Source organism: Saprospiraceae bacterium, assembly GCA_026129545.1.
Lineage (GTDB): Bacteria > Bacteroidota > Bacteroidia > Chitinophagales > Saprospiraceae > M3007.
In genome coordinates, this window is the sequence record JAHCHX010000003.1 from 1 (window position 1) to 19768 (window position 19768).

Consider the following 19768-nt stretch of genomic DNA (forward strand, 5'->3'; position numbering starts at 1 on the left):
CCACAACTCTAATTTTAAAAAAAATGTAAACACTTAGGCAGGACAGCAGACATTCAATTTTTGACAGGATTCACAAAATTTATAGGTTCAATAAAGTGGCTTCGCCGCCAAAAATCCTGCAAATCTTGTAAATCCTGTCAAAAACCTAAAAGCCTGCCAACCGAGTCTTATGCGCTTGGGGCTGCCTAAGTTTTTACAAAAAAATCAATCTCCGAACTCACGCTGTCCAGTAGTGTGTATTCCCACCTTTTTTTCACCTCGCCTGACCCAATGCTGTGTCCCGTCCAAGCAAATGTCTTACATTGGCGTTTCGGAGCTTTTATGGTTGTCGAAAAAGCATTTGGGGCAGCCATGTCAAACAAAATAAGGGACAATGAGTTTGAGTAAACATCGCAGGAAAGACAGTGGTGCTTCGCCAAGCAATGGCTAAAGTACGCTCCCTCAACTACCCCCTCGACCCCGTCCGCTCCGCTTGGCCGGGCAAGCCCTTAAACCTGTTCAACTCTTTCACCTCACGGATATGGACTGATTTTTTACTTGTTCCTTTTTTTCATCCTCCTTAAAAAATGCGCTTATGCTGACCCATGGGCCATATCGGGCACTTGCCCGGCTGTTGTTCGTCCTGATGTTCGTCCAAGTGCATCAGGCCATATCCGTCGCGCAGCGACCTTTCACTTGCGAAGACCAGTTCTTTCTGACGCTCAACACCACCCCGCCGACGCTCAGCGAGGTCGTCATTGACCCGCAGACCAACGCGGTGGTGTTCAAGAGCATCAGCGACAACTTAGGCATCGAAGTCAACGCCGCGGGCTACCGCAGCGTGGACAACTTGATATACTGCGTCAATCCCAACACTGGCGCATTGGTGCGCATTGATGCCGACGGCGTGGCGGAGGTGCTCAAGATACTCCCCCTCAATCTCAACGATGCCTATTTCGCGGGCGACGTGACCCCCGATGGCCGCTATCTGCTGATTCTTGGCACAAGGTATTTCCTCAATGGCTCCGCCAACGCCGCCAACCTCGTCCGCATTGACCTCGAAGACCCCGACTACGGCATCACCGTCATTCCCATCAATCGGCCCGGACTCATCTTCGACATCGCCTTCCACCCGGTGACCGACGAACTTTATGGCTACGACTCGGCCACCCAACGGCTGGTGCGCATCAACCCGGAGACGGGCGCGCTCTTTTTCAATTTTCCGCCGTCGGGAGTGCCCGTCAACACTGGCAGCCTCTTCTTCGACGCTTACGGCAGGTTGTTTGCATACGGCAGCACCAGCAACGACTCCGAGCAAAACAGGCTTTACAGCATCAACCCCGCCACTGGTGCCAGCACGTTTTTGTATCAAGGCCCACCCGCCAGAGCCTCCGACGGTTGCTCCTGTCCCTACACCGTGCTGTTGAGCAAAACGGTGTCGCCTCGCCAGACTTTCCCCTGCACAGAGGTGGAATACACCTTCGAAATCGTGAACACTTCCCGCCGCCCGCACGAAGGCATCCTGCTCGAAGACCAATTGCCGCCCGGGTTCACCTTCGTGGCGGTACGCGAAAACCCTTTGGGCGGCAACGTGCTGAGCCAACCCGGCGACACTTTTTTCCGGCTGAGCGACGTGGATTTGCCCGATGGCCGTTTCAAAATCACGATAGTGGTGCGCGTGGGCGCAGTCGCTGCGGGCATTTATCGCAATCAGGCCATGTTGCGCAATCTGCCCGTCGGCCTAGGCAGCGAGCGGCGCTCCGATGACCCTTTCACCACCTTGGAGGGCGACAGCACCAGCCTCACCGTGTTGGCGCTTTCGTTCGATTCGCTTTTCGTCGAGGAAGCCATCTGTGAGGGCGTGGACTTCATTCGACTGGATGCCCAATCGTATTTTGCAGGCTTCGGCAACGCCGTCAAATACCACTGGGACGACGGCAGCACCAATTCTTTTTACAACGCAGAACGTGCTGGCCAATACCGTGTGGTTGCCACGGCTGGCTGCGACACGGCATACATTTTTTACAATGTAAAATACTCGGCCATTTCGGTGGAAATACTACTCAACGAAGACGCGGCCACGCTCTCCTTGGGCGACAGCGTGTTCATCCGGACGAGCGTTTTCAACACCGACAACCTTACGACCTACTTTTGGACGGACCCGCTGCCCGGCTCGCTGCGCTGCCCGACCTGTGCCGACTCGTGGGCGCGACCGTTCAACAACGTCGAGTACACCGTGCAGGTGCAAAACGAATTCGGATGCCGCGATTCGGCCTCCATCCGCCTGTTGGTGAACAAAAACAAGAACATTTATTTCCCCAATGTTTTTATGCCTGCTGCCGAAAACCCCGATAACGGCTACTTTTACGGCTCCGGCGATGGCTATGCCATTGTGTCCCGTCTGTCCGTGTACTCACGCTGGGGCGAGCAACTCTACGAAGCACGCGACATCACCCTCAACGACGCGCGGGCGGGTTGGGATGGCACCTTCAGAGGCCAGCTCATGTTGCCCGGCGTTTATACTTGGGTGGCGGAAATTGCCTTCCTTGATGGGGATTCGGCGATTTATGCGGGAGACGTGACGCTGATTAGATAAAGGGTTGACAGGGTTGCCCGGGCAACCCTGTCAACAACTCCGTCCGCTTCGCTTGGCCGGGCAAGTACTTCAACCCATTCAACTCCTTTAACTCACAACCACTATGTCCGTGTGCAAAATCCTCCTAACCTTTGTCTTTTGCTCTTTGCTTCTGTGTCCTGAGTCGCAGGCCCAAGACGAAATCAAAGACCCGACTTTCAATTTTGGCTTGCAAGCAGGCGTAATTTTTCCCAGCAGTCTTTTCAGGGTGCGCAACCGCGTGGAAGAGTCCAACGGCATTTCGTACCGCATCGAACCCAGTATCGGAACGCAATTTGGCGGCATAGCCACTTTTAGGCTTAGTGAAAAGTTCCAATTGCAAGGTGGCTTTTCCCTGCTCCTGCGCCGATACGAATGCACTGCCAGCACCGAAAGCGAACAACGCTCGCTCAAAATCAACACCACCATCTACGAGGTGCCGCTGCTGCTCATGTACTATCAACGCTTGGGAAGCCAACTGCTGCTGACCGCTGGCACAGGGGTGAACCTGCAAACGCTGCCCAGCGACCTGACATCCAAAACGGATGGGCTGGATATCATCGCGTTTCGCCGCGCCTTTGCCCTGCCGAGCAGCCTGACCATGCTCGGTCTGGAGTTCCGAAAAAAAGGGGCGGGCGGCTTTTTTGCCGGCTTGTCCTACTGCATCACCCCTTTCCACCTCTACGACACAGGTTTCCGAACACGCTTCAACGGACAAAGCCGCTTCTACGCCATCCCACACATCGGCGACTATTTCTGCGTGGTCGGGCGGTATTATTTGGATTGAGGAGCGATGTTTCTACCGATATTCCGCCCCGCTGGGGCAAAAATTCGGGATGACTCCTGTTTACTGATGTTGATTCATCGACAGGATGATTTGTTGAGCGAACAGCGTGTTAGTTGTCAAAATATATAGGGGCTTTTGCAACAGGTAGCCCTACTGAAAATACGTCAACCGCCCTCTCACCCACCAACCCAAAAAAACCAGCCCACCCGCGACGAGCAGCGCCCACGCCCACCAAGGCCACTTCGCCCCCTCTAGGTCCACTGGCCCGTCGGCACCCGTCAGTGTGAAGGCCGCCCAGTGGAAAGGCGCTTTGCGGGCATCCATTTCCGAAGAAGCGAGATAATCAAGTTTGGCCAGGCGCAGCGCCTCGGCCTTTGAACGCCCCTTTTCGAGATGTTGGTAAAATTTGGAAAAAAATGCGGCGGTGGAGCGTTCGTTCACCGCCCAATGGCTGGCCACGAGGCTCTGCGCACCCGCGTAGGCAAATGCCCGGGCGAGACTCATCACCCCCTCACCTTCTGCAAACCTTCCCGAGCCCGTCTCACAGGCGCTGAGCGACACCAGCGAGGCACGCAAACGCTGCGCGTATATCTCGGACAAGGTCAATCGGCGGTCGTAGAATTCGATGCCCGCCACTGCCCGCCCGCCCGCGTCGGCATGGGTGGATAGATGCAGTATATTATGGTCAGGTGCGCGCTGCAAAAACGAATTGGCTGTGGCTTTTTCGCCTTCAAGCACCGTCGCCACGAGCGAGGCGGGAGCATCGCGCAAGCTATTGGGCAAGGGCGCGAGACCGTCGCGAGCCGTATGGACGAAGGGCGCGATATGCAGCAGCCCTTTCACCCCATTTTTTTTGAACGCAGGCAAGGTCAGCAAGGTGGCCGACCAAGCATACTGCACCGATGTCGAACAAAGCAAGTAGGGTGCCGAGGCATATCCACCCATGTGCGGCGCGGTCAGCAGCGCCTCGAAGGGGAGGTAGCACAAAGGCCCGTCGGGGATGACAACCAGCGAGCGCACACCCGCTATGGCCGAATCGGGCAGAAGTCGCTGGCACAACTGGAAGGCATCCGAAAAGAGGTCGGTAGGAGCGGCTTCTTGCCGCCCCTTGTCGGGCAAGAGACGGAGAAAACGAACAAGCGTGGCCTCCAAAGCCGAGTCGCGTGGCACCTCGTACCCTGAGAGCCGACCGCGCCGCAGCGTCAGGCAGAGGTAGCGGTCGCTGGCATCGAACCAAGCAAGCAGCGCGGCGGAGTCGGGCAAGGCGGCGCTGAGTTCTACGAGACGGGGAGGCGCATCTGCTTGGTGGAAGGCATCGAACTGGGGATAGTTTTTTTTCAAAAAAGCAAATAGTTCCTCGTATCGGCGCTCCAACTGAAACAGGGATGCGCTACGGAGCGTCACCAAAGCCGTGTCGTTTTTTGCCTCGGCCTCGCTCACAAGCATTTGCAGGTCGGCGCGGCCAAGCCGCAACGCTTCTTCGATATGCAGCAGGGAGTCGGGTATGCCTGTCAGCGCGAGGGCGCGTTGTTGGAGGAGTGCATCGCGGAGGGTGCTGGCGCGGCCTTTTTCGAGCAAGTCGAAGAGTCGTTGCAGGTGCGCCTCGTCGCTCGAAGCGCGGTACATTGCCCAAAGGTTGCGCGCGGCCTCGCGGCGGATGTCGGAGTTGTGTTGCGTGAAATAGAGTTTGGCCTCGTCGGAGCTATAGGTGCGGCGGAGGCGTTCGGCGACGGCGAAAGCGAGGTCGAAGCAATCAGCGGCGGTGGCGCGGTGTTGGGGCGTGGGGTTGCGCAGGAGTAGCGCGGCTTTGCGGGCGGGCGCGTTCATGGCCCAGAGTTCGAGTGGTGGCTCGGCAGGGCTGGGATTGAGGGCAGGTGAGCGGTCGTGGAAAGTCGGATAGGCTTGCACGAGGGCTTTTTGGTAGCACTGCAAGGCCTCTCCCTCGCGTCGGAGGCTGCTCAGGAAGTCGCCCCATTCGCAGTAGAGTTTTGCCATTTCGCGGCTTTTTCCCTTGAAATACGCCAATCCGATGCGCTCGGCTTGTTGGAACAGGGCTTCCGCCTCGCGGGGGCGGCCCGTGTTTGCGGCAATGTGGGCGAGCGAGGTGAGGCTGCGCATGGTGTTGTCTTCCTCGCCCGGTTCGTTTTGGTAGAAAGCCAGCGCCTGCCGCATCATGGCTTCCGCTTGGCGCCATTGGCCTTTTTTTCTCCACGCATCGGCCCCGACCGAGCGTAGCGATGCCAAAGCAAACGCGTTCCCCTTTATTGATTTTCCTTGTTCGACATAGCGCAGCGCCAAGTCAATGCTATCTTGCCAATAGGCGTTGTTGGCCAGTTGACCATAGATGGACAGCAGGTAGTATTGGCTTGAGTCGCCGCGAATGGCGGCTTGGAGGCACTCTTCGGCCCGCCGATAATTGTGTTGGCGCATATAGATTTGAGCGGCGTTTTTGTAGCAGTAGGCCACGCTTGGGCTGTTGTAGCCGTGTCGCTCGTAGATTCGGGTGGCTTCGTTGTAGGCTTCGAGCGCGTCTGTATATCGCTCCAAATTCCGGCAGGTGATGGCTTTCCACGTCCACAGGCTGGCAGTGGGCAAGGAGTCTGCCCTGCCAGTCTTGGTCAGGGTGCCGATAGCTTTGTCCAACAATTGCGCCGCTTGTTCGTGCTCGCCCGCGTCGAAGTGTTTTTCGGCTTGCTCGACGACTTTTTCTCCAAAAAGCACCCATTGTTCGGCGCGTGCTTTTGCGTCGGGGTGGGTGTCAATGATGACGTGAATGGTTTCAAATTCTGCATTTTGGATGAGGCTATCGAAGGTGGCCGCGCGGGAAGGCTCTGGAGCGGGTTGCGCCCACAAGATGGCGGCCAAAAGAACAAGCAGGGCGATGATAGGGAACAGGTGCTTCATACTGCCGGCAGATTATGCCCGCAAGTTCCGTGTTTTTGGGGATTCGATTTCAAAACTTGTATTCAAACGAGGCCTGCACGAACGGCTGAAAGCCATCCAACAAGATGCCGCCGGCCCGAATGCCCACGTTTGGCCCGACGCGCACGCTGCCGAGCGTGAGGTCGGCAAAAAGCGAGAAACGCAGGTTGGTCTCGTTGAGGTCTTGTGTGGAGGGGTCGGTGGTCGTGACAGGGTCGCCCGTCTGCAAGTATTCCACGACTCCCGTGGGGCCGGCGGCCCGGCGATACGGGGTGCGCGTGGTGGTCACTTGTCTGCGGTCTTCGCCATTTTCGAACAAAACCCGGGCGCTGCCGCCGATGCCGACTCCAACGAATTTGGCAAAGTTCTTCCGCAACAACACTGGTACTTCCAACGAGAAAAAGCCCCGGCTTCCCGATTCGCGTATTTCTTGCGACACCAGTGTGTCCAAGTCGCCCATGAGCTGGGAAATATCGCCGGGCAAGAGGGTGAGGCGTTCGGGCAAGTCGGTGCGACCCTTCACCCCCGTGAGCAATTCCACTTGCGGATAGATGCGCCACGACTTGTAGGGCGAGAGGCTGGCCCCGAAGAAGAAATAGCCCGTGTCGGACGAATCGGGCTGAAAGGCATAGCCCATTTTGAGCCCGGGCGAAATGCCCGGTTTGAAGCGCGTTTTGGAAAAATTGGTCAGCACGGGTTTGTTTTTGTCGAACACAATGGAGGCTTGGCTGCGGAAGGGTCGCTTGGGCATATCCTTGTGCGGTTCGATGCGGTATCGCACGAAGCCCTGCGTGGAGTCGTAGTCGCTCACCCCCTTTTGGCGGCTGCCGGGGAGGTAAATGTTGCGAAAGGTGAACACCAGCCCATCGCGGGTGGTGGCGGTGTCGAGGCAGCCGCTGGGTTGGGGCGGGGTCGTGCAGATGGGGCATTCCGGGTACCACTTGATGGGGCGCATTTTGCTGGCGTTCAGGCCCTCTGGCAGGGTGATGGTAAGCTCCACTTTTTGTGCCGGGCCTTCGCCGTTGTTTTGGAAGCGCACTTTGTAGTCAAGATTTTTTCCGCCCACATTCCGGTAACTCACCCGATTGTCGGAAACGGCTATGGCGTTGGGGTCGTGGGAACTGACGATTTCGATTTCGAGGGTAAATTCTTCGGGCGAAACGGCGGGGTCGAAGGGCGCGAACAGGCCTTTCAAGTGGATGAAGGCACTGGTGTCTTTGAGCATATTGGCCGTGCCTTGCAGGCTGACAAAGAGGTTGCGCTGTTCGCCGGGTTTGAGGGCGGTGAATCGCCACCCTTGCTCGTCGCGGTAGTTTTGCCGAGCCTTTTGGAGCAGTTCGGCGGACGACGGGGGCGCTGCGAAAAATAGCGGGGCGGCGTTGCCCGCAGTCGCTATTCCCTCGAAAAGGGCATCCCAGTCAAGCACCTTTTGTGGAAGGGTTTGCGTGTAAGCGGCCTCGCTTTTTTCGCCAAAATGGGTGCGGGCGTTCAAAAAGGTAAAATGAGTGGCGGGGAATTTTCGCTCGTTGAAAAAGAGGTGGAGGCGACCGTCGGTGGTGAAAATGCTGTTGTTGCGGTAACTGATGATGCAGACGATTTCCTCTCCGGCGGCGGGCTGTTGATTGGTTTTGAGAGCGATGGCTTGCGCGGTTTTCGTGAAAACATGGTTGGGGCGCAACGCGCCCGGAGCACTAGTGCTGGCAAACACCTGTTGCGACGTGGGTTTGGGTGGTTTTTGCTTGTCGTCGTAGTGGGCGGTGGCCGCGAGCAGCGCCTGATGGGGCCCGCCGGTCTCGTAGCGGTGCAAGGGGCTTTCCTCGAAGCTAAAATCACCGTCGCCAAATTCCCAATAGTAGGTGTAAAATGCTGCGGGCGCACCAGCCCTTTGCACCAAAGGCGGGCATTGGGGGCGGAAGCGGATGCCGCCATTTTCGGGTGTGGCGCCGAAATGGGCAAGTGCAGGTGATGGAGTGGGTTGAGCCTTGATGAATGAGGTGGCGAAGAACCAAGCAAATAGGAACGAGTGCAGCGTTTTCATTGCCAAATATTTTGCGAGAAAAAATCAGAGCAGGTTTATAATTTGCAAAAACAAGGTCAAATGTGCGGTTTTTTTGCAAAAACAACCTATTGACAAAAAAGCCTCAGGGTGCGGCACCCGAGGCAATTTGGTATTTTGGCGTTAGGCTGACAAGGTTACTTTTTGTTGTGATAAACATAGGCTGAAGCAGCAGCGGAGACGAGTGGCCCGCCCAGTTCCATCCCGATTATGTCGGCCCAAACCCAATCGGGGATGATGCTTGTTGTGCCAGTGCCGCCGCTGTTTTCTGGCGATGATACGGCTTTCCAGTACCAGTAGTAGCGGCTGTACTTGAGCACGGAGACCATGGAAAGCACCACTTTTGGGTTGTCCATTTTTGCTTGGCGGGCCAGGTAGGTCTCTCGGTCGGTGATGCGCTGCACGAACTCGCTCAATTCTTGCGGTGAGCCGACGGGCGTGGCGGCGGCTTCGTCGAAGATTTCGAGCAGGAGTTTCTTGTCGTTTGCTGTGAGGCGAGTCTCGTTCAGGCGAGCGACGTAGTCGCTGTAGTCACGGTTGAGGTTGAGGCTGCGAGCGCGTTGTTGCTCGGCTGTGCTCACGGGCATTTCGGCATCGGCGAGGAATTGGGCGATTTTGTCAAGCAAGAGGTTTTGGATGGCTTTGCGGTCGCCGTTGAGCGCCTTGATGGCGTCGCGGTTGTCGTTGAGCACGACCTGCACGGCCAGATTGTGCAGTTGGCCGATGTTGTCCTGCGGGTTGTTTGGATTGACCAAACCGGCCACGGGCTGGCACGATTCGGGGCTGAACACTACTGTGCGTTTTCCGGTGGGCAGGCCGCCCAGTGCGTCGCGGATGGGATAGAAACCAGCAGGGATGACTTGGCTTTCGATGCCCAATGCCTCAGCCTCTTCTTTCGTCACGACATAATCGCTGGTGACTGGGAAATACTGGCCGAAATACTGGTTGGCCGCTTCTCCGTCGCCGAATTGGAAGGCAAGGCTTTGATTCGATTTCAACACGTCTTTATCCCAGCTAATCCAGATGCAATTGCTAAAAGAGTACATGCAGCCTCTCAGGGTGGAGGTGCCGAAACGGATGGTGACGCGGTTGCCATCGGGGATGTTTGGCTCGTCTTTGACGATGATGTCGGGGGTGTCCGACACGTCGTTTTTGGTGCAAGCAGGTATGGAAGCGAGGAGGGTTGTCAGGGCAAGGATGGACACGAGAACTTGATGCTTTTTCATGACAGTTCGATTTTTAATGATGAATGAGTTGCAAGGTGTGTTTGCCCTACATCCACCTGCCCGACGGTTTGTTACCCCCCACTCGCTGAATTATTTTTTCAAGTAACTATACCTTGATTCGCTAGGATTTGTCAGATGTCCATGATTGATTTTCTTGATTTTGAGCAGATTGTGCTTTTTGCCATGCACAAAACCTAACGGCGCGAAGCATATTAGGTGCTGTCACTTGTGGCTGGGTTCGTAGATTAGCCGGAAAAACGTGCTGAATCGCTGGTTTTCCCGATTGACCGGAATGCCTGCCACGATGCCGATGAGTAGGTTTTCGGCGATGCCCACGCGCATTTGGGGGCGTATCACCATGTCGAAATCCCCTTCTCGCGCTTCCTTGTTTAGCTCCACTCCGATGAAGTTGCGCGTGCCGCTTATCATGTAATGGATGCTGGTGTTTATCTGGAACACATGCTCCCATTTTTTCTTGTCGAAATGGCGAATCATCTCCGGGCCGGTGTAAAGAAGGGTGTGCCAGTTGTTGCCCCAGCGTTTGGCGGCGATGAAAAATGGGTTGAAGTTGTTGCCAGTGGGTCGCATGGAGCGTGCGTTGAATTCTGGCATTTCCAACGCCCGGCTGCGGGGATGTCAATATCATCACGGGCGTGGAATCGGCGACATTCGCGCAGGAGGCGGAGGTGCGATGCGCCCCCAACCCCGCTTCTGTGGAGACCTACATCACCCTGCCCGAAGACCTGCCCGAGCGAGATGTGGTGGTGGTGCTGCTCTCGCCGGAGGGAAAGCCGCTGCATCGGCAAGCCTACGCGCATCCGGGCATCCGCATCCCCCTACATGGCGCGGGCAGCGGGATGCACTATGTGGCGGCGTATCGGCAGGGGCGGCTGCTGGGGGTGGCGAAGTTGGTGGTGCAGCGGTAAGAAACGCACGGTTTGCCCTCTACCCTACTTTCCAAACTTGTGCCGCATGGCCCGATAGTACACGATGGGGAACACCAGCAGGGTGAACACCGTGGCCGTGACCAAGCCGCCGATGATGACCACCGCCAAAGGCTTCTGGCTTTCCGAGCCGATGCCCGTGCTCAGGGCGGCGGGCAGCAGGCCGAGGGCGGCCATGAGGGCGGTCATCACCACGGGGCGGGTGCGCTGGCGCACGGCCTCGTGGACGGCCTGCCCAATGTCGGCAAACTTTTTCCCCTGTTTGTGAAATTCCCCGATGAGGATCACGCCGTTTTGCACGCAAATGCCGAACAGCGCGATGAAGCCCACGCCGGCGGAAATGCCGAAGTTGATGCCGGTGAGATGCAGGGCCAAGATGCCGCCCACGAGCGCGAAGGGCACGTTGACGAGCACGTAGCCGGCATCTTTCACGTCGCCGAACATGATGAACAGCAGCACGAAGATGAGGCCGAGGCTGATGGGTGTCACCTGGGCGAGGCGCTTGGTGGCCCGCACTTGGTTTTCAAATTCGCCGGCCCAGTTCACGGTGTAGCCGGGCGGGAACTGGATATCGCGCACCGCCGCCTGCGCCTCGCTGATGGTGCTGCCGAGGTCGCGCTCGCGCACGGTGAACTTGACCCCTATGAAGCGCTTGGTGTTGTCGCGGTAGATGAATGCCGGGCCGGTGACGGTGTGGATGTCGGCGATTTCCTTGAGCGGGATGCGGCCTCCGCTGAGCGTGGGAATGAACAGGCGGAGCAGGTCGTCCTCGTCCTTGCGGTACTCCCGGTCGAAGCGGATGCGGATGTCGAACTTGCGCTCGCCCTCGTACTTCACGGTGGCTGTTTTGCCACCGATGGCCATTTCGATGACCGAGAGCGCGTCGGCCTTGGTCACGCCGTACAGGGCCATCTTTTCCTCGTCGAGCACCACGCTCACCTCGGGCTGGCCGAGGTTGCGCAGGATGCCGATGTCCTTGATGCCCGGCACGTGCTCGATTTTTTCCAGCACGAGGTTGGCCAAGGAGTCGAGCACGTTCAGGTCGGGGCCAATGATCTTGACGGCGTTGTTGGCGTTCATGCCGGCCACGGCCTCGGCCACGTTGTCAATGATCGGCTGGGAGTAGTTGTAGTTGATGCCCTGGAAGTGCTTGAGTTTGGCGTCCATTTCCTCCACCAGCTGGTCCATCGTGATTTTGCGCCCCCACTCCTCCTTAGGCTTGAGGTTGACCTGCATTTGCACATAGTAAAAGCCGCTGGGGTCGGTGCCGTCGTTGGAGCGGCCGGCCTGCGAGAGCACGCCGTTCACCTCGGGGAAGGAATTGAGCACCTTTCGGAGTTCGCCGGTCATCTGCACGGTTTGGGGCAGGGACGTGCTCATGGGCATTTTGGCCTCTACCCACAACGCGCCTTCGTTGAGCTGGGGCAAAAACTCGGTGCCGAGCCAGCGCGTGGAAAACAGCGTGAGCGCCAGCACGGCCACCGACACGGCGAGGCTGGTGCGCTTGTTGGCAAACGTGCGCCGGAAGCCGCCCTCCACGAGGTTGTTGATGAAATTGACCACCGGATTGTGCTTCTCGCGCACGTTCTTGCGCAGCAAGACCGACACTAGCACGGGTACCAGCGTAAGGGTGAACAGCAGGGCGCCCAGCAATGCAAAGCCCAGCGTGTAGGCCAAGGGCGAGAACATCTTGCCCTCCACTTTTTGGAACGAAAAAATGGGCAGCAGGGCGGAGATGATGATGAGTTTGGAAAAAAACACGGCCTTGCCCATCTCCGTGCCCGTGCGCCGGATGAGGCCGAGCTTGGCCAAGCGGTTGAACTGCGGCATCCCGCGTTGGTGCGCCATGCGGTCGAGCGCCACAAAAAGGCCCTCCACCATGACCACCGCCCCGTCAATGATGATCCCGAAGTCCACCGCGCCGAGCGAGAGCAGGTTGGCGCTCATGCCCTTCATTTTCAGGCACATAAATGCAAAAAGCAGGGAGAGCGGGATGACGATGGCCACGATGAGCGTGGTGCGCCAGTCGGCCATGAACAGGAACACGACCACCGTGACCAGCACGATGCCCTCGAACAAGTTGTGCAGCACCGTTTCGGTGCAGTAGCTCATCAGGCGGTCGCGGTCGTAAAAGGTCTCCATTTTCACGTCGGCAGGGAGGATATCGTTGTTGAGTTCCTCGATTTTGGCTTTCAGGCGGGCCAGCACCTCGCTGGGGTTTTCGCCCTTGCGCATCACCACGATGCCCTCCACCACGTCGTCCTCGTCGTCGAGGCCCACCTGACCCACGCGGGGGGCGCTGCTTTCGCGCACCTCGGCCACGTTTTTTACCAGCACGGGGTTGCCGTTGAAATTGTCCACGATGGTGTTCTCGATTTCCGCCATGGAGCTCAGCAGGCCGATGCCCCGCACGACGTAGGCTTGGCCATTTTTTTCGATTACATCGCCGCCCACGTTCAGGTTGGCCTTGCCGACGGCTTCGAATATCTCCAGCGGAGTCATCTCGTACTGTTGGGCCTTGATGGGGTTGACGGCGATCTCGTAGATTTTCTCCTGACCGCCGAAGGCCACGAGGTCGGCGATGCCTGGCACGGCGCGCAGGTGACGGTCGATGACCCAGTTTTGGATGGTGAGCAGTTCGCGGGTGTCGCGCTGGGGGCTGCGCAGCACATAGCGGAAAATCTCGCCGGTGGGGCCGTAGGGCGGCTGCACGTCGGGTTCCACGCCCTCGGGCAGGGTGACGCTGCGCAGCTGGTTGTTCACCTGCTGACGGGCGAAGAAGTCCTCCACGTCGTCCTCAAAAATGATCTTGATGACGGACAGCCCGAACATGGTGATGCTGCGCACGTTGGTCTTGCGCTGCACGGGGTTCATGGCGATCTCGATGGGGGTGGTCACAAAGCGCTCTACTTCTTCGGCGCTGCGCCCGTTCCACTCCGTGACGATGATGATCTGCGTGTTGGTCACGTCGGGGAACGCCTCGATGGGGATGTGGAGGTAGCTCACCACGCCCGTGATGACCAAAATAAGTACCCAGAAAAACGTGAAGAATTTGTTTTTGAGGGAAAATCCGATGATGTTCTTGATGAACTTGTTCATGGCAGGCTGTTAGTCGTTGAGCGCGTCGTACACCCACAAACCGTTTTTGGAAATGACTTTTTCGCCGGGTTCGAGGCCGGCGGTGATGTAGGCCTTGTCGCCGACTTGGCTGTGCAGGTGCACGAGGCGCGTTTCGATGTCGCTGCGGTCGCGATAGACCATGACCCAGTTTTTGCCCTTGTCGAAGATGATGGACGCGGCGGGCACGGCCACGAGGCTGCTGCCTTCGGGGAAGCGCAGGTTGACGGTGGCGTTCATCTCCGGCTTGAGTTTGAGAGTGGGGTTGGGGATTTTCACCCGGATTTTCATGGCCTTGGTCTCGGGGTCAATGGTGTTGTAGATTTTGTCCACCTGCCCGCGGTACACGTCGTCGGGGAAGCTGACGGTGTGGACGGCAGCGGGGATGCCGAGCCGGACTTTGCCGATGTCGCTTTCGTTCACGTTGGCCAAAGCCCACACCTCGTTGATCTCGGCGATGGCGAACACGGGTTCGGTGCGGTCGGAGCGGAGCTGTTCGTTCTGATTGATGTCCTTGGCCAGTACGAACCCGTTCATGGGGGCGGTGATGTTGTAGATGGAGCCGTCGCGCAGGCTGTAGATGCTGTACAGTTCGTTCACGCGCTCCAGTTCGGCGCGGGCTTTGTCCAGTTCGCGCTGGGCGGCGATGACCTCTTTTTCGGTCAGCAGTTTGCCAGCAAACATGTCGCGGGCCACTTGCAGGTTTTTTTCGGCGATGGCCACGTCGTTCAGGGCATTGAGGCGGTCTTTCTGGAAGCCGGCCACCTCGCCGCTGCGCATGACGGCCAACACGTCGCCTCGGCGGACGTAGTCGCCCACTTCTACGTTGATTTTGAGCACGTTGCCGCCCACGATAGGATATACCTGGGCGACTTTGTTGTTGTCGGCGCTGATCTTGCCGAAGAGGCGCAGTTCGACCATTACCGGCTCTACTAGGGCCTCGTAGAATTGGCAGCGGGCGGCCATGGTGTCGCTTAGGGTGAAGGCAAACGCCGTTTGGCTAGTATCGTCTTTTTGGGCATCCTGTTGGCAGGCTGCGAGGGCGGCGAACAGAAGCAATACGGGGAAAAAGTGTATGTGTCGCATTATTGGAAAAGTTCGGTTGCAGTCAGGAAGTTGAGGTATTCGGCAGTCAAGCCGAGTTGTTGGCGGACATCGGAGACGGTGCCGAGCGCTTCGTTGTAAGCTTGGAAAAAGTCGAGAAACTCGATGAGGTTGACGTTGCCGCGCGTGAAGTTGTCGGTCATGCCTTCGAGGATGCGGTCGTAGTCGGCATTGAAGACTTCCAGCATTTTGCGGTACTCTGCCAAGGCCTGTTCGTAGGCTCGGTTGCGGTTGGCGATTTCCACGGCGATGGCTGTGCGCAGTTCCTCTCGTCCGAGGGCGGCCATTTGTTCGCCGATCTTGGCGGCCTGAATGTTGCCTTGGTTGCGGTTCCACATGGGCAGGGGCATACTTGCGCCTATGTTGACCTGATTGACAAAGGCTCCGCTGCGCTGGTCGTAGGCACCGAACACACTCACGTCGGGCTTGGCTAAGGCGCGCTGGAGCCGGGTGTTTTGGTTCGAGAAGACGACCAACCGCTCGGTGGCGCGGTAGTCGGGCCGGGCGCTGAGGGCGGCATCGAGCAGAAAGGCATCGTCGAAGCGGCTGACGTAGCGGTTGTAGGCGGCGGTGGCGGTGTCGGGCAACACAAACCGGTCGGTGCGGAGCAGCATTTGGAGGGTGCCTTGTTCGGCAAACAGTGCTTCGAAGATTTGCGCCCGCACGTTGACGAGGCCGAGGTACTCCGATTTGAGGCGCACGAGGTCTTTGAGTGCCACGTTGCCTTTGGCGGCCTGGTCGCTATAGGCGCTGATGAGTGTATCTAGTTGTTCGAGTTGGCGGGTGTATCGGTCGAGCAGGAAGATGTGGCGGCCTACTGCGAAATAGCTCTTGCGCAGTTCGAAGCGCAGTTGGCGGGTCAGGTCTTCCAGCTCCAGTTCGGCGAGTTCGGCGTTGGTTTTGGCCAAGTCCACTTGGGCTTGGCGCTTGCCGCCGAGCAGGATGAGTTGCTCCACCTGAAGCGCTTTTTGTCCCGTGCGCCCGATGTGCAGGGCTTTTTCATTCTCTGGGTCGAGCAAGTTGAAGTCGGCGAAGACGACCGGATTGGGGTACAGTCGGGCCTGCACGATCTGGGCGCGCTGGGCATCCACGTTCAGGGCGGCGGTCAGCAGGCGGTAATTGGACGCGAGGAAGAGGCTATCGGCTTGGCGCAGGTTGACACGCAGGGTATCGGCGGCATGCAGGGTAGCGCCGAGCAGCAGCAGCGGCGCAAGCAATCTGGATTTCATGCCGCAAAGGAGGAGGAAACGGGCTTAATAAGGGCTTAACGGGGATAAAATTTGGCTTAAAGACGCAGCTCCACCTGAAAACAGTTCCACCCCTTTTGCTCCGACACCTCGTACCACAGCTGCCCCCCGTGTAGTGCCACGATATGGTGCGCCAGCGCCAGCCCGAGCCCGAAGCCGCTGTGCTTACTGCTGTTGCTGCCGCGGAAGAAATGCTGGAACAGACGTTCGGCCTCTTCTGGCGGCAGTGTAGGGCCGTCGTTGCAGACCGTCAGGCGCAGGCCGCCGGGCAGGGGGGCAAGGGCCACCGTTGGCGGGTGTTCGCGATGGTAAAGGTGGGCGTTTTTGAGCAGGTTTTGCAGCACGGCGTGCAGCAGGCCTCGGTTGCCAGTCACGGTCAACTGGGCGGCATCGGTAATGCTCTCGTCGAGCGCTACTTCGATGTGCAGGTCGTCGTACGCATAGCGTAGGGAATCCATGACCTGAAACAGGAGCTCGTCAATGCGCACTGGTTGGCCGAGTGCTTGCTTGGCGCCAGCTTCCACTTGCGCTATCTGGAGCAGGGCATCCAGAATGTCGGCCACGTCGCGCAGGCCAGTCTTGTGTTCTAGCAGGGCTTGGCGAAGAGCTGTTTCGTTGCCTGTCGCTTCAGCGCGTTCGAGGTTGGAGAATAACACGGCCAAAGGTGTTTTCAGTTCGTGTGAGACGTGCTGGATGAAATGGCTTTGAAATTTGACTGCTTGGTCCAATCGTTCGCGCATGGCATTGAATTTCAGTGCCAGTTGCTGTACCTCGACACTGCCGCTGGGTATATCAAGTGGCTTTTGGAGTGTGTCCAAGCGGACTTGTTCTATCTGTTTGGCGATGTGTTCGAGCGGGGCCGTGATTTGACGGGCCAAATAATGGGAAATAAGCACCACGAGCACACAAGCGATGACAAACGTGCCGAGCAACAGGTACCTGAGGTACTCTTGCTTGCGCATGCCGAACTGGTCGCTGGCCCGGGTGATGATGTAGAACTCACGGCCGTCCTGTTCCCGGTATAGTCCTTTGATGGCCACGCCCTGTTCGCTTCCTTGGAGGTCTGGATTGCTTTTGCTGAGTGCGTTCAGCATTTCGGGATGATAATAGTGGCGCTTGTTGCCGAGGCTGTTGTAGTACACGCGCCGGTCGCGGTCGAAGATGAGCATCCGCTCGTCGTCGGCATCGTCCATGAAGTCCACGGGATATTGTGGGGTTGTTTCGGCTGAGTCTGCTTGCGCCAACATACGCAAAGCGACCTCACCTTCTTCTGTCAATCGGCGCCAGAACTCCTCGCGGCGGTAGTCGGCAAAAAATAGATACACCAACCACAAAGCCAATCCGATAAAGGCGATGATGGACGTGGAGAAATAGAGTAGGATGCGGCGGCTAAGTTTCATGGATGTCCTCGTCAATGTAGTAGCCGAAACCTACGCGCGTCTTGATGAGGCGGTCGGTGCGGGTTTTGTCAATTTTGTTTCGCAGCAGGTTGATATACACCTCGATGGTGTTGGTGTTGGCTTCAAAGTGTCTGCCCCAGATTTCCCGGATGAATTCCTGCTTGGACACCACGTTGCCACGTCCTTTTAACAGGAGCAATAGAATCTGATATTCGCGCGGGGTGAGGTCTAGGGGTGCACCGTCGAGCAGCACCTGTTTGGCTTCTTCAATCAGTTCGAGGTTGCGGACACGGTAACGCCGGTGCTGCTGATTGCCCTTGCCCGGCCTCGATTTTCGCTTTAACAGTGCCTTGATGCGTGCCACAAGTTCTTTGTGGTAGAAAGGCTTGCCAAGATAGTCGTCAGCACCTGCTTCGAAGCCATCCAATTTGTCTTGTAATTCGCTGAATGCCGTAAGCATCAGGATTGGTGTGTGCACGTCGTGGCTGCGAAACTCCCGTGTCAGTTGATACCCATTTTTGTGCGGCAGGTTGATATCCAGCACTATGCAGTCGTACTCAAATTGGCGCAGCATTTTTTCAGCCACTTGGCCGTCGAAGGCGACATCTACGGTAAAACCTTGTGCGGACAAATCTGCCTTAATGTTTTGGGAGAGCGTCGGGTCGTCTTCTATGAGTAGTATTCGCATTGCCTATGGACATTTCATTGGATTGCTTGCCATTTGGAACGTAAGTTTTGCAAGGCAATTATAGCATTTTTCTACGCTGCATCAACCAATACAGGCCGCCGGTGATGAGGCCTGCCATCATGACGGTGGTGTAGAAGGCCCAGGGTTTGTCGGGGATGCCGTTGTCAATGTTCATGCCGAAAAAGGAGGAAATCAGGGTGGGCACCATGAGCACGACGGTGATGACCGTGAGGCGATGGATGAAGCGGTTGAGGTTATTGGAGATGATGCTGGAATAGGCATCCATCGTGCCGTTCAAGATGTTGGTATACACGTTGGCCATGGAGAGCGCCTGCGAGTTGTCAATGATAATGTCCTCGAACAGCTCGGTCATGTCCTCGTCGCCGTTGATGTGGAGGAAATCGGTGCGTTTCACCTTCATTTTAAGCAATTCGTTGGCGTTGAGCGAGTTGACGAAATAGACGAGGCTTTTTTCAATGGCCAGCAACTGCATCAGGTCGGTGTTGCGGCTGGAGTGCATCAACTCTTTTTCGACGCGGTTTCGGCGCAGATTGAGGGCTTTGAGGCAGGAGAGAAAATGATACACGTTTTGTTCGAGCACTTGCAGCACGAAGCGTTTTTCATCGGCGGGGTTGAAGTTGCGGATATTGTTTTGCAAAAACTTGTCGAGCACGGGTGTCTCCACCGCCGAAATCGTGATGACGTGCTCTATGGTCAGCACGATGCCAATGGGGACGGTGATGAAGTACGCCTCGTTTTCTTCTTGAGCGTAGATGTTCTTGATGGGCGTATTGATGAGGATGAAGCGAACATCCTCGTCGCGCTCATATCGGGCGCGTTCGTCGAGGTCGAGCGAGTCGGTGAGGAAGGCCATGTCAATCTCGAACCGGCGAGCGAACTCCTCTAATTCGTCAGGCCCGAACGGTGGGGTAAGGTGTACCCAACAGCCGGGATCCGGCTCGGCCAATTCGACGAGCTTCCTTTTTTCGCGTGTGTAATAACGGATCACTGTCCATTGAGTATGAGAAAGTTGTTAGTTGTTCCCCGAATGGTCGGGGCGAGCTGTGGGTCGTTGGCTGGGCTGTCTCGGGGTCATTGAATATTGGACATGGGTCTTTTCCAAATGCTAATTTTTGAATTTGAAATTTAAAATGTTCAATGAACAATGTTCAATTTTCAATGACCAAGTGACCTACGAGCCTCCAACACTGGGCGATGCTATTGCAAAAAACCACCGCTTGCTGACCATTTTTCAGCGGGCAAACTTACGTCACCTGTCTTTGGCAAACAAATACCGAATTAACTTTTGCAGAAAACGATATTCGGGCGGTAGAATTATGTTTTGTCGTCGCTTAAAAAAAGCCATGTTTTCGGAACATTGTTTTGTTTTTTGTTTTTGGGGCGAGATATGCTTCTTGCCCTTTTACTTTTCGGCAGATTTTGATAAAAATCATGGGCTGCGCTGGAAAATTCTTTTTTATCATTGCGTGATTTTTTGAAGCGCCGTGAGTGCCCAACAAAACCATGAACACGATTGCTAATCCTCCCCCGCATACTCGTGACAAAGTAGCCCACTCGTTTGTGTTGGGCGACCCATTTTTCCGGTTCGAGCCTACGAATGTGCCAATTCAACCAACTCTGTGACATTTCAAACAGCGGATGATGCAGCGAGAAGCATCTCCGC

Annotated in this window: 14 protein-coding genes; 4 read left to right on the forward strand and 10 right to left on the reverse strand. The window is 56.8% G+C overall.

Features of this window, described 5'->3' with window-relative positions:
• The first annotated feature begins 574 nt into the window (after positions 1-574).
• Entirely contained in the window at positions 575-2575 is a 2001-nt protein-coding gene (locus KIS77_17860) for a DUF11 domain-containing protein (protein ID MCW5924193.1), read from the forward strand.
• A 109-nt stretch (positions 2576-2684) separates the two neighbouring features.
• Positions 2685-3380, forward strand: a complete 696-nt coding sequence (locus KIS77_17865; protein ID MCW5924194.1) for an outer membrane beta-barrel protein — start codon at positions 2685-2687, stop codon at positions 3378-3380.
• 150 nt (positions 3381-3530) lie between these two features.
• Here the strand turns inward: KIS77_17865 and KIS77_17870 are convergent, their stop codons facing one another.
• The 4 genes from KIS77_17870 to KIS77_17885 form a co-directional block, all read right to left on the reverse strand.
• Entirely contained in the window at positions 3531-6284 is a 2754-nt protein-coding gene (locus tag KIS77_17870; protein MCW5924195.1) for a CHAT domain-containing protein, read from the reverse strand.
• Positions 6285-6333: 49 nt separating this feature from the next.
• Complete coding sequence (locus KIS77_17875) at positions 6334-8340, reverse strand: PKD domain-containing protein (GenBank protein MCW5924196.1); 2007 nt, start codon at positions 8338-8340, stop codon at positions 6334-6336.
• 155 nt (positions 8341-8495) lie between these two features.
• Positions 8496-9584, reverse strand: coding sequence for a hypothetical protein (locus tag KIS77_17880; protein ID MCW5924197.1), 1089 nt, complete (start codon positions 9582-9584; stop codon positions 8496-8498).
• A gap of 222 nt (positions 9585-9806) precedes the next feature.
• Positions 9807-10196: a hypothetical protein gene (locus KIS77_17885; GenBank protein MCW5924198.1), complete on the reverse strand. Its 390-nt coding sequence runs from the start codon at positions 10194-10196 to the stop codon at positions 9807-9809.
• Positions 10197-10237: 41 nt separating this feature from the next.
• Between KIS77_17885 and KIS77_17890 the strand changes: the two genes are divergently transcribed.
• Positions 10238-10510 carry a hypothetical protein gene (locus KIS77_17890; GenBank protein MCW5924199.1) on the forward strand — a complete coding sequence of 91 codons (273 nt, stop codon included), beginning with the start codon at positions 10238-10240 and terminating at the stop codon, positions 10508-10510.
• 24 nt (positions 10511-10534) lie between these two features.
• On the opposite strand, the gene KIS77_17895 is transcribed toward KIS77_17890, so the two are convergent.
• Genes KIS77_17895 through KIS77_17920 form a run of 6 tightly spaced genes read right to left on the reverse strand, consistent with a single transcriptional unit; the run spans position 10535 to position 19093 of the window.
• Complete coding sequence (locus tag KIS77_17895; GenBank protein MCW5924200.1) at positions 10535-13627, reverse strand: efflux RND transporter permease subunit; 3093 nt, start codon at positions 13625-13627, stop codon at positions 10535-10537.
• 9 nt (positions 13628-13636) lie between these two features.
• Entirely contained in the window at positions 13637-14731 is a 1095-nt protein-coding gene (locus KIS77_17900; protein ID MCW5924201.1) for an efflux RND transporter periplasmic adaptor subunit, read from the reverse strand.
• Positions 14731-15978: a TolC family protein gene (locus KIS77_17905; GenBank protein MCW5924202.1), complete on the reverse strand. Its 1248-nt coding sequence runs from the start codon at positions 15976-15978 to the stop codon at positions 14731-14733. The genes KIS77_17900 and KIS77_17905 overlap by 1 nt, the downstream gene beginning before the upstream one ends.
• A gap of 56 nt (positions 15979-16034) precedes the next feature.
• Positions 16035-17396 carry a HAMP domain-containing histidine kinase gene (locus tag KIS77_17910; protein ID MCW5924203.1) on the reverse strand — a complete coding sequence of 454 codons (1362 nt, stop codon included), beginning with the start codon at positions 17394-17396 and terminating at the stop codon, positions 16035-16037.
• The gene (locus KIS77_17915; protein ID MCW5924204.1) at positions 17386-18084 is read right to left on the reverse strand and encodes a response regulator transcription factor; all 699 of its coding nucleotides are present in this window, start codon (positions 18082-18084) and stop codon (positions 17386-17388) included. The genes KIS77_17910 and KIS77_17915 overlap by 11 nt, the downstream gene beginning before the upstream one ends.
• Before the next feature lie 58 nt (positions 18085-18142).
• Entirely contained in the window at positions 18143-19093 is a 951-nt protein-coding gene (locus KIS77_17920) for a magnesium transporter CorA family protein (GenBank protein MCW5924205.1), read from the reverse strand.
• A gap of 124 nt (positions 19094-19217) precedes the next feature.
• Here KIS77_17920 and KIS77_17925 point away from each other — a divergent pair, with 124 nt between their 5' ends.
• Complete coding sequence (locus KIS77_17925) at positions 19218-19583, forward strand: hypothetical protein (GenBank protein ID MCW5924206.1); 366 nt, start codon at positions 19218-19220, stop codon at positions 19581-19583.
• Positions 19584-19768 lie beyond the last annotated feature (185 nt).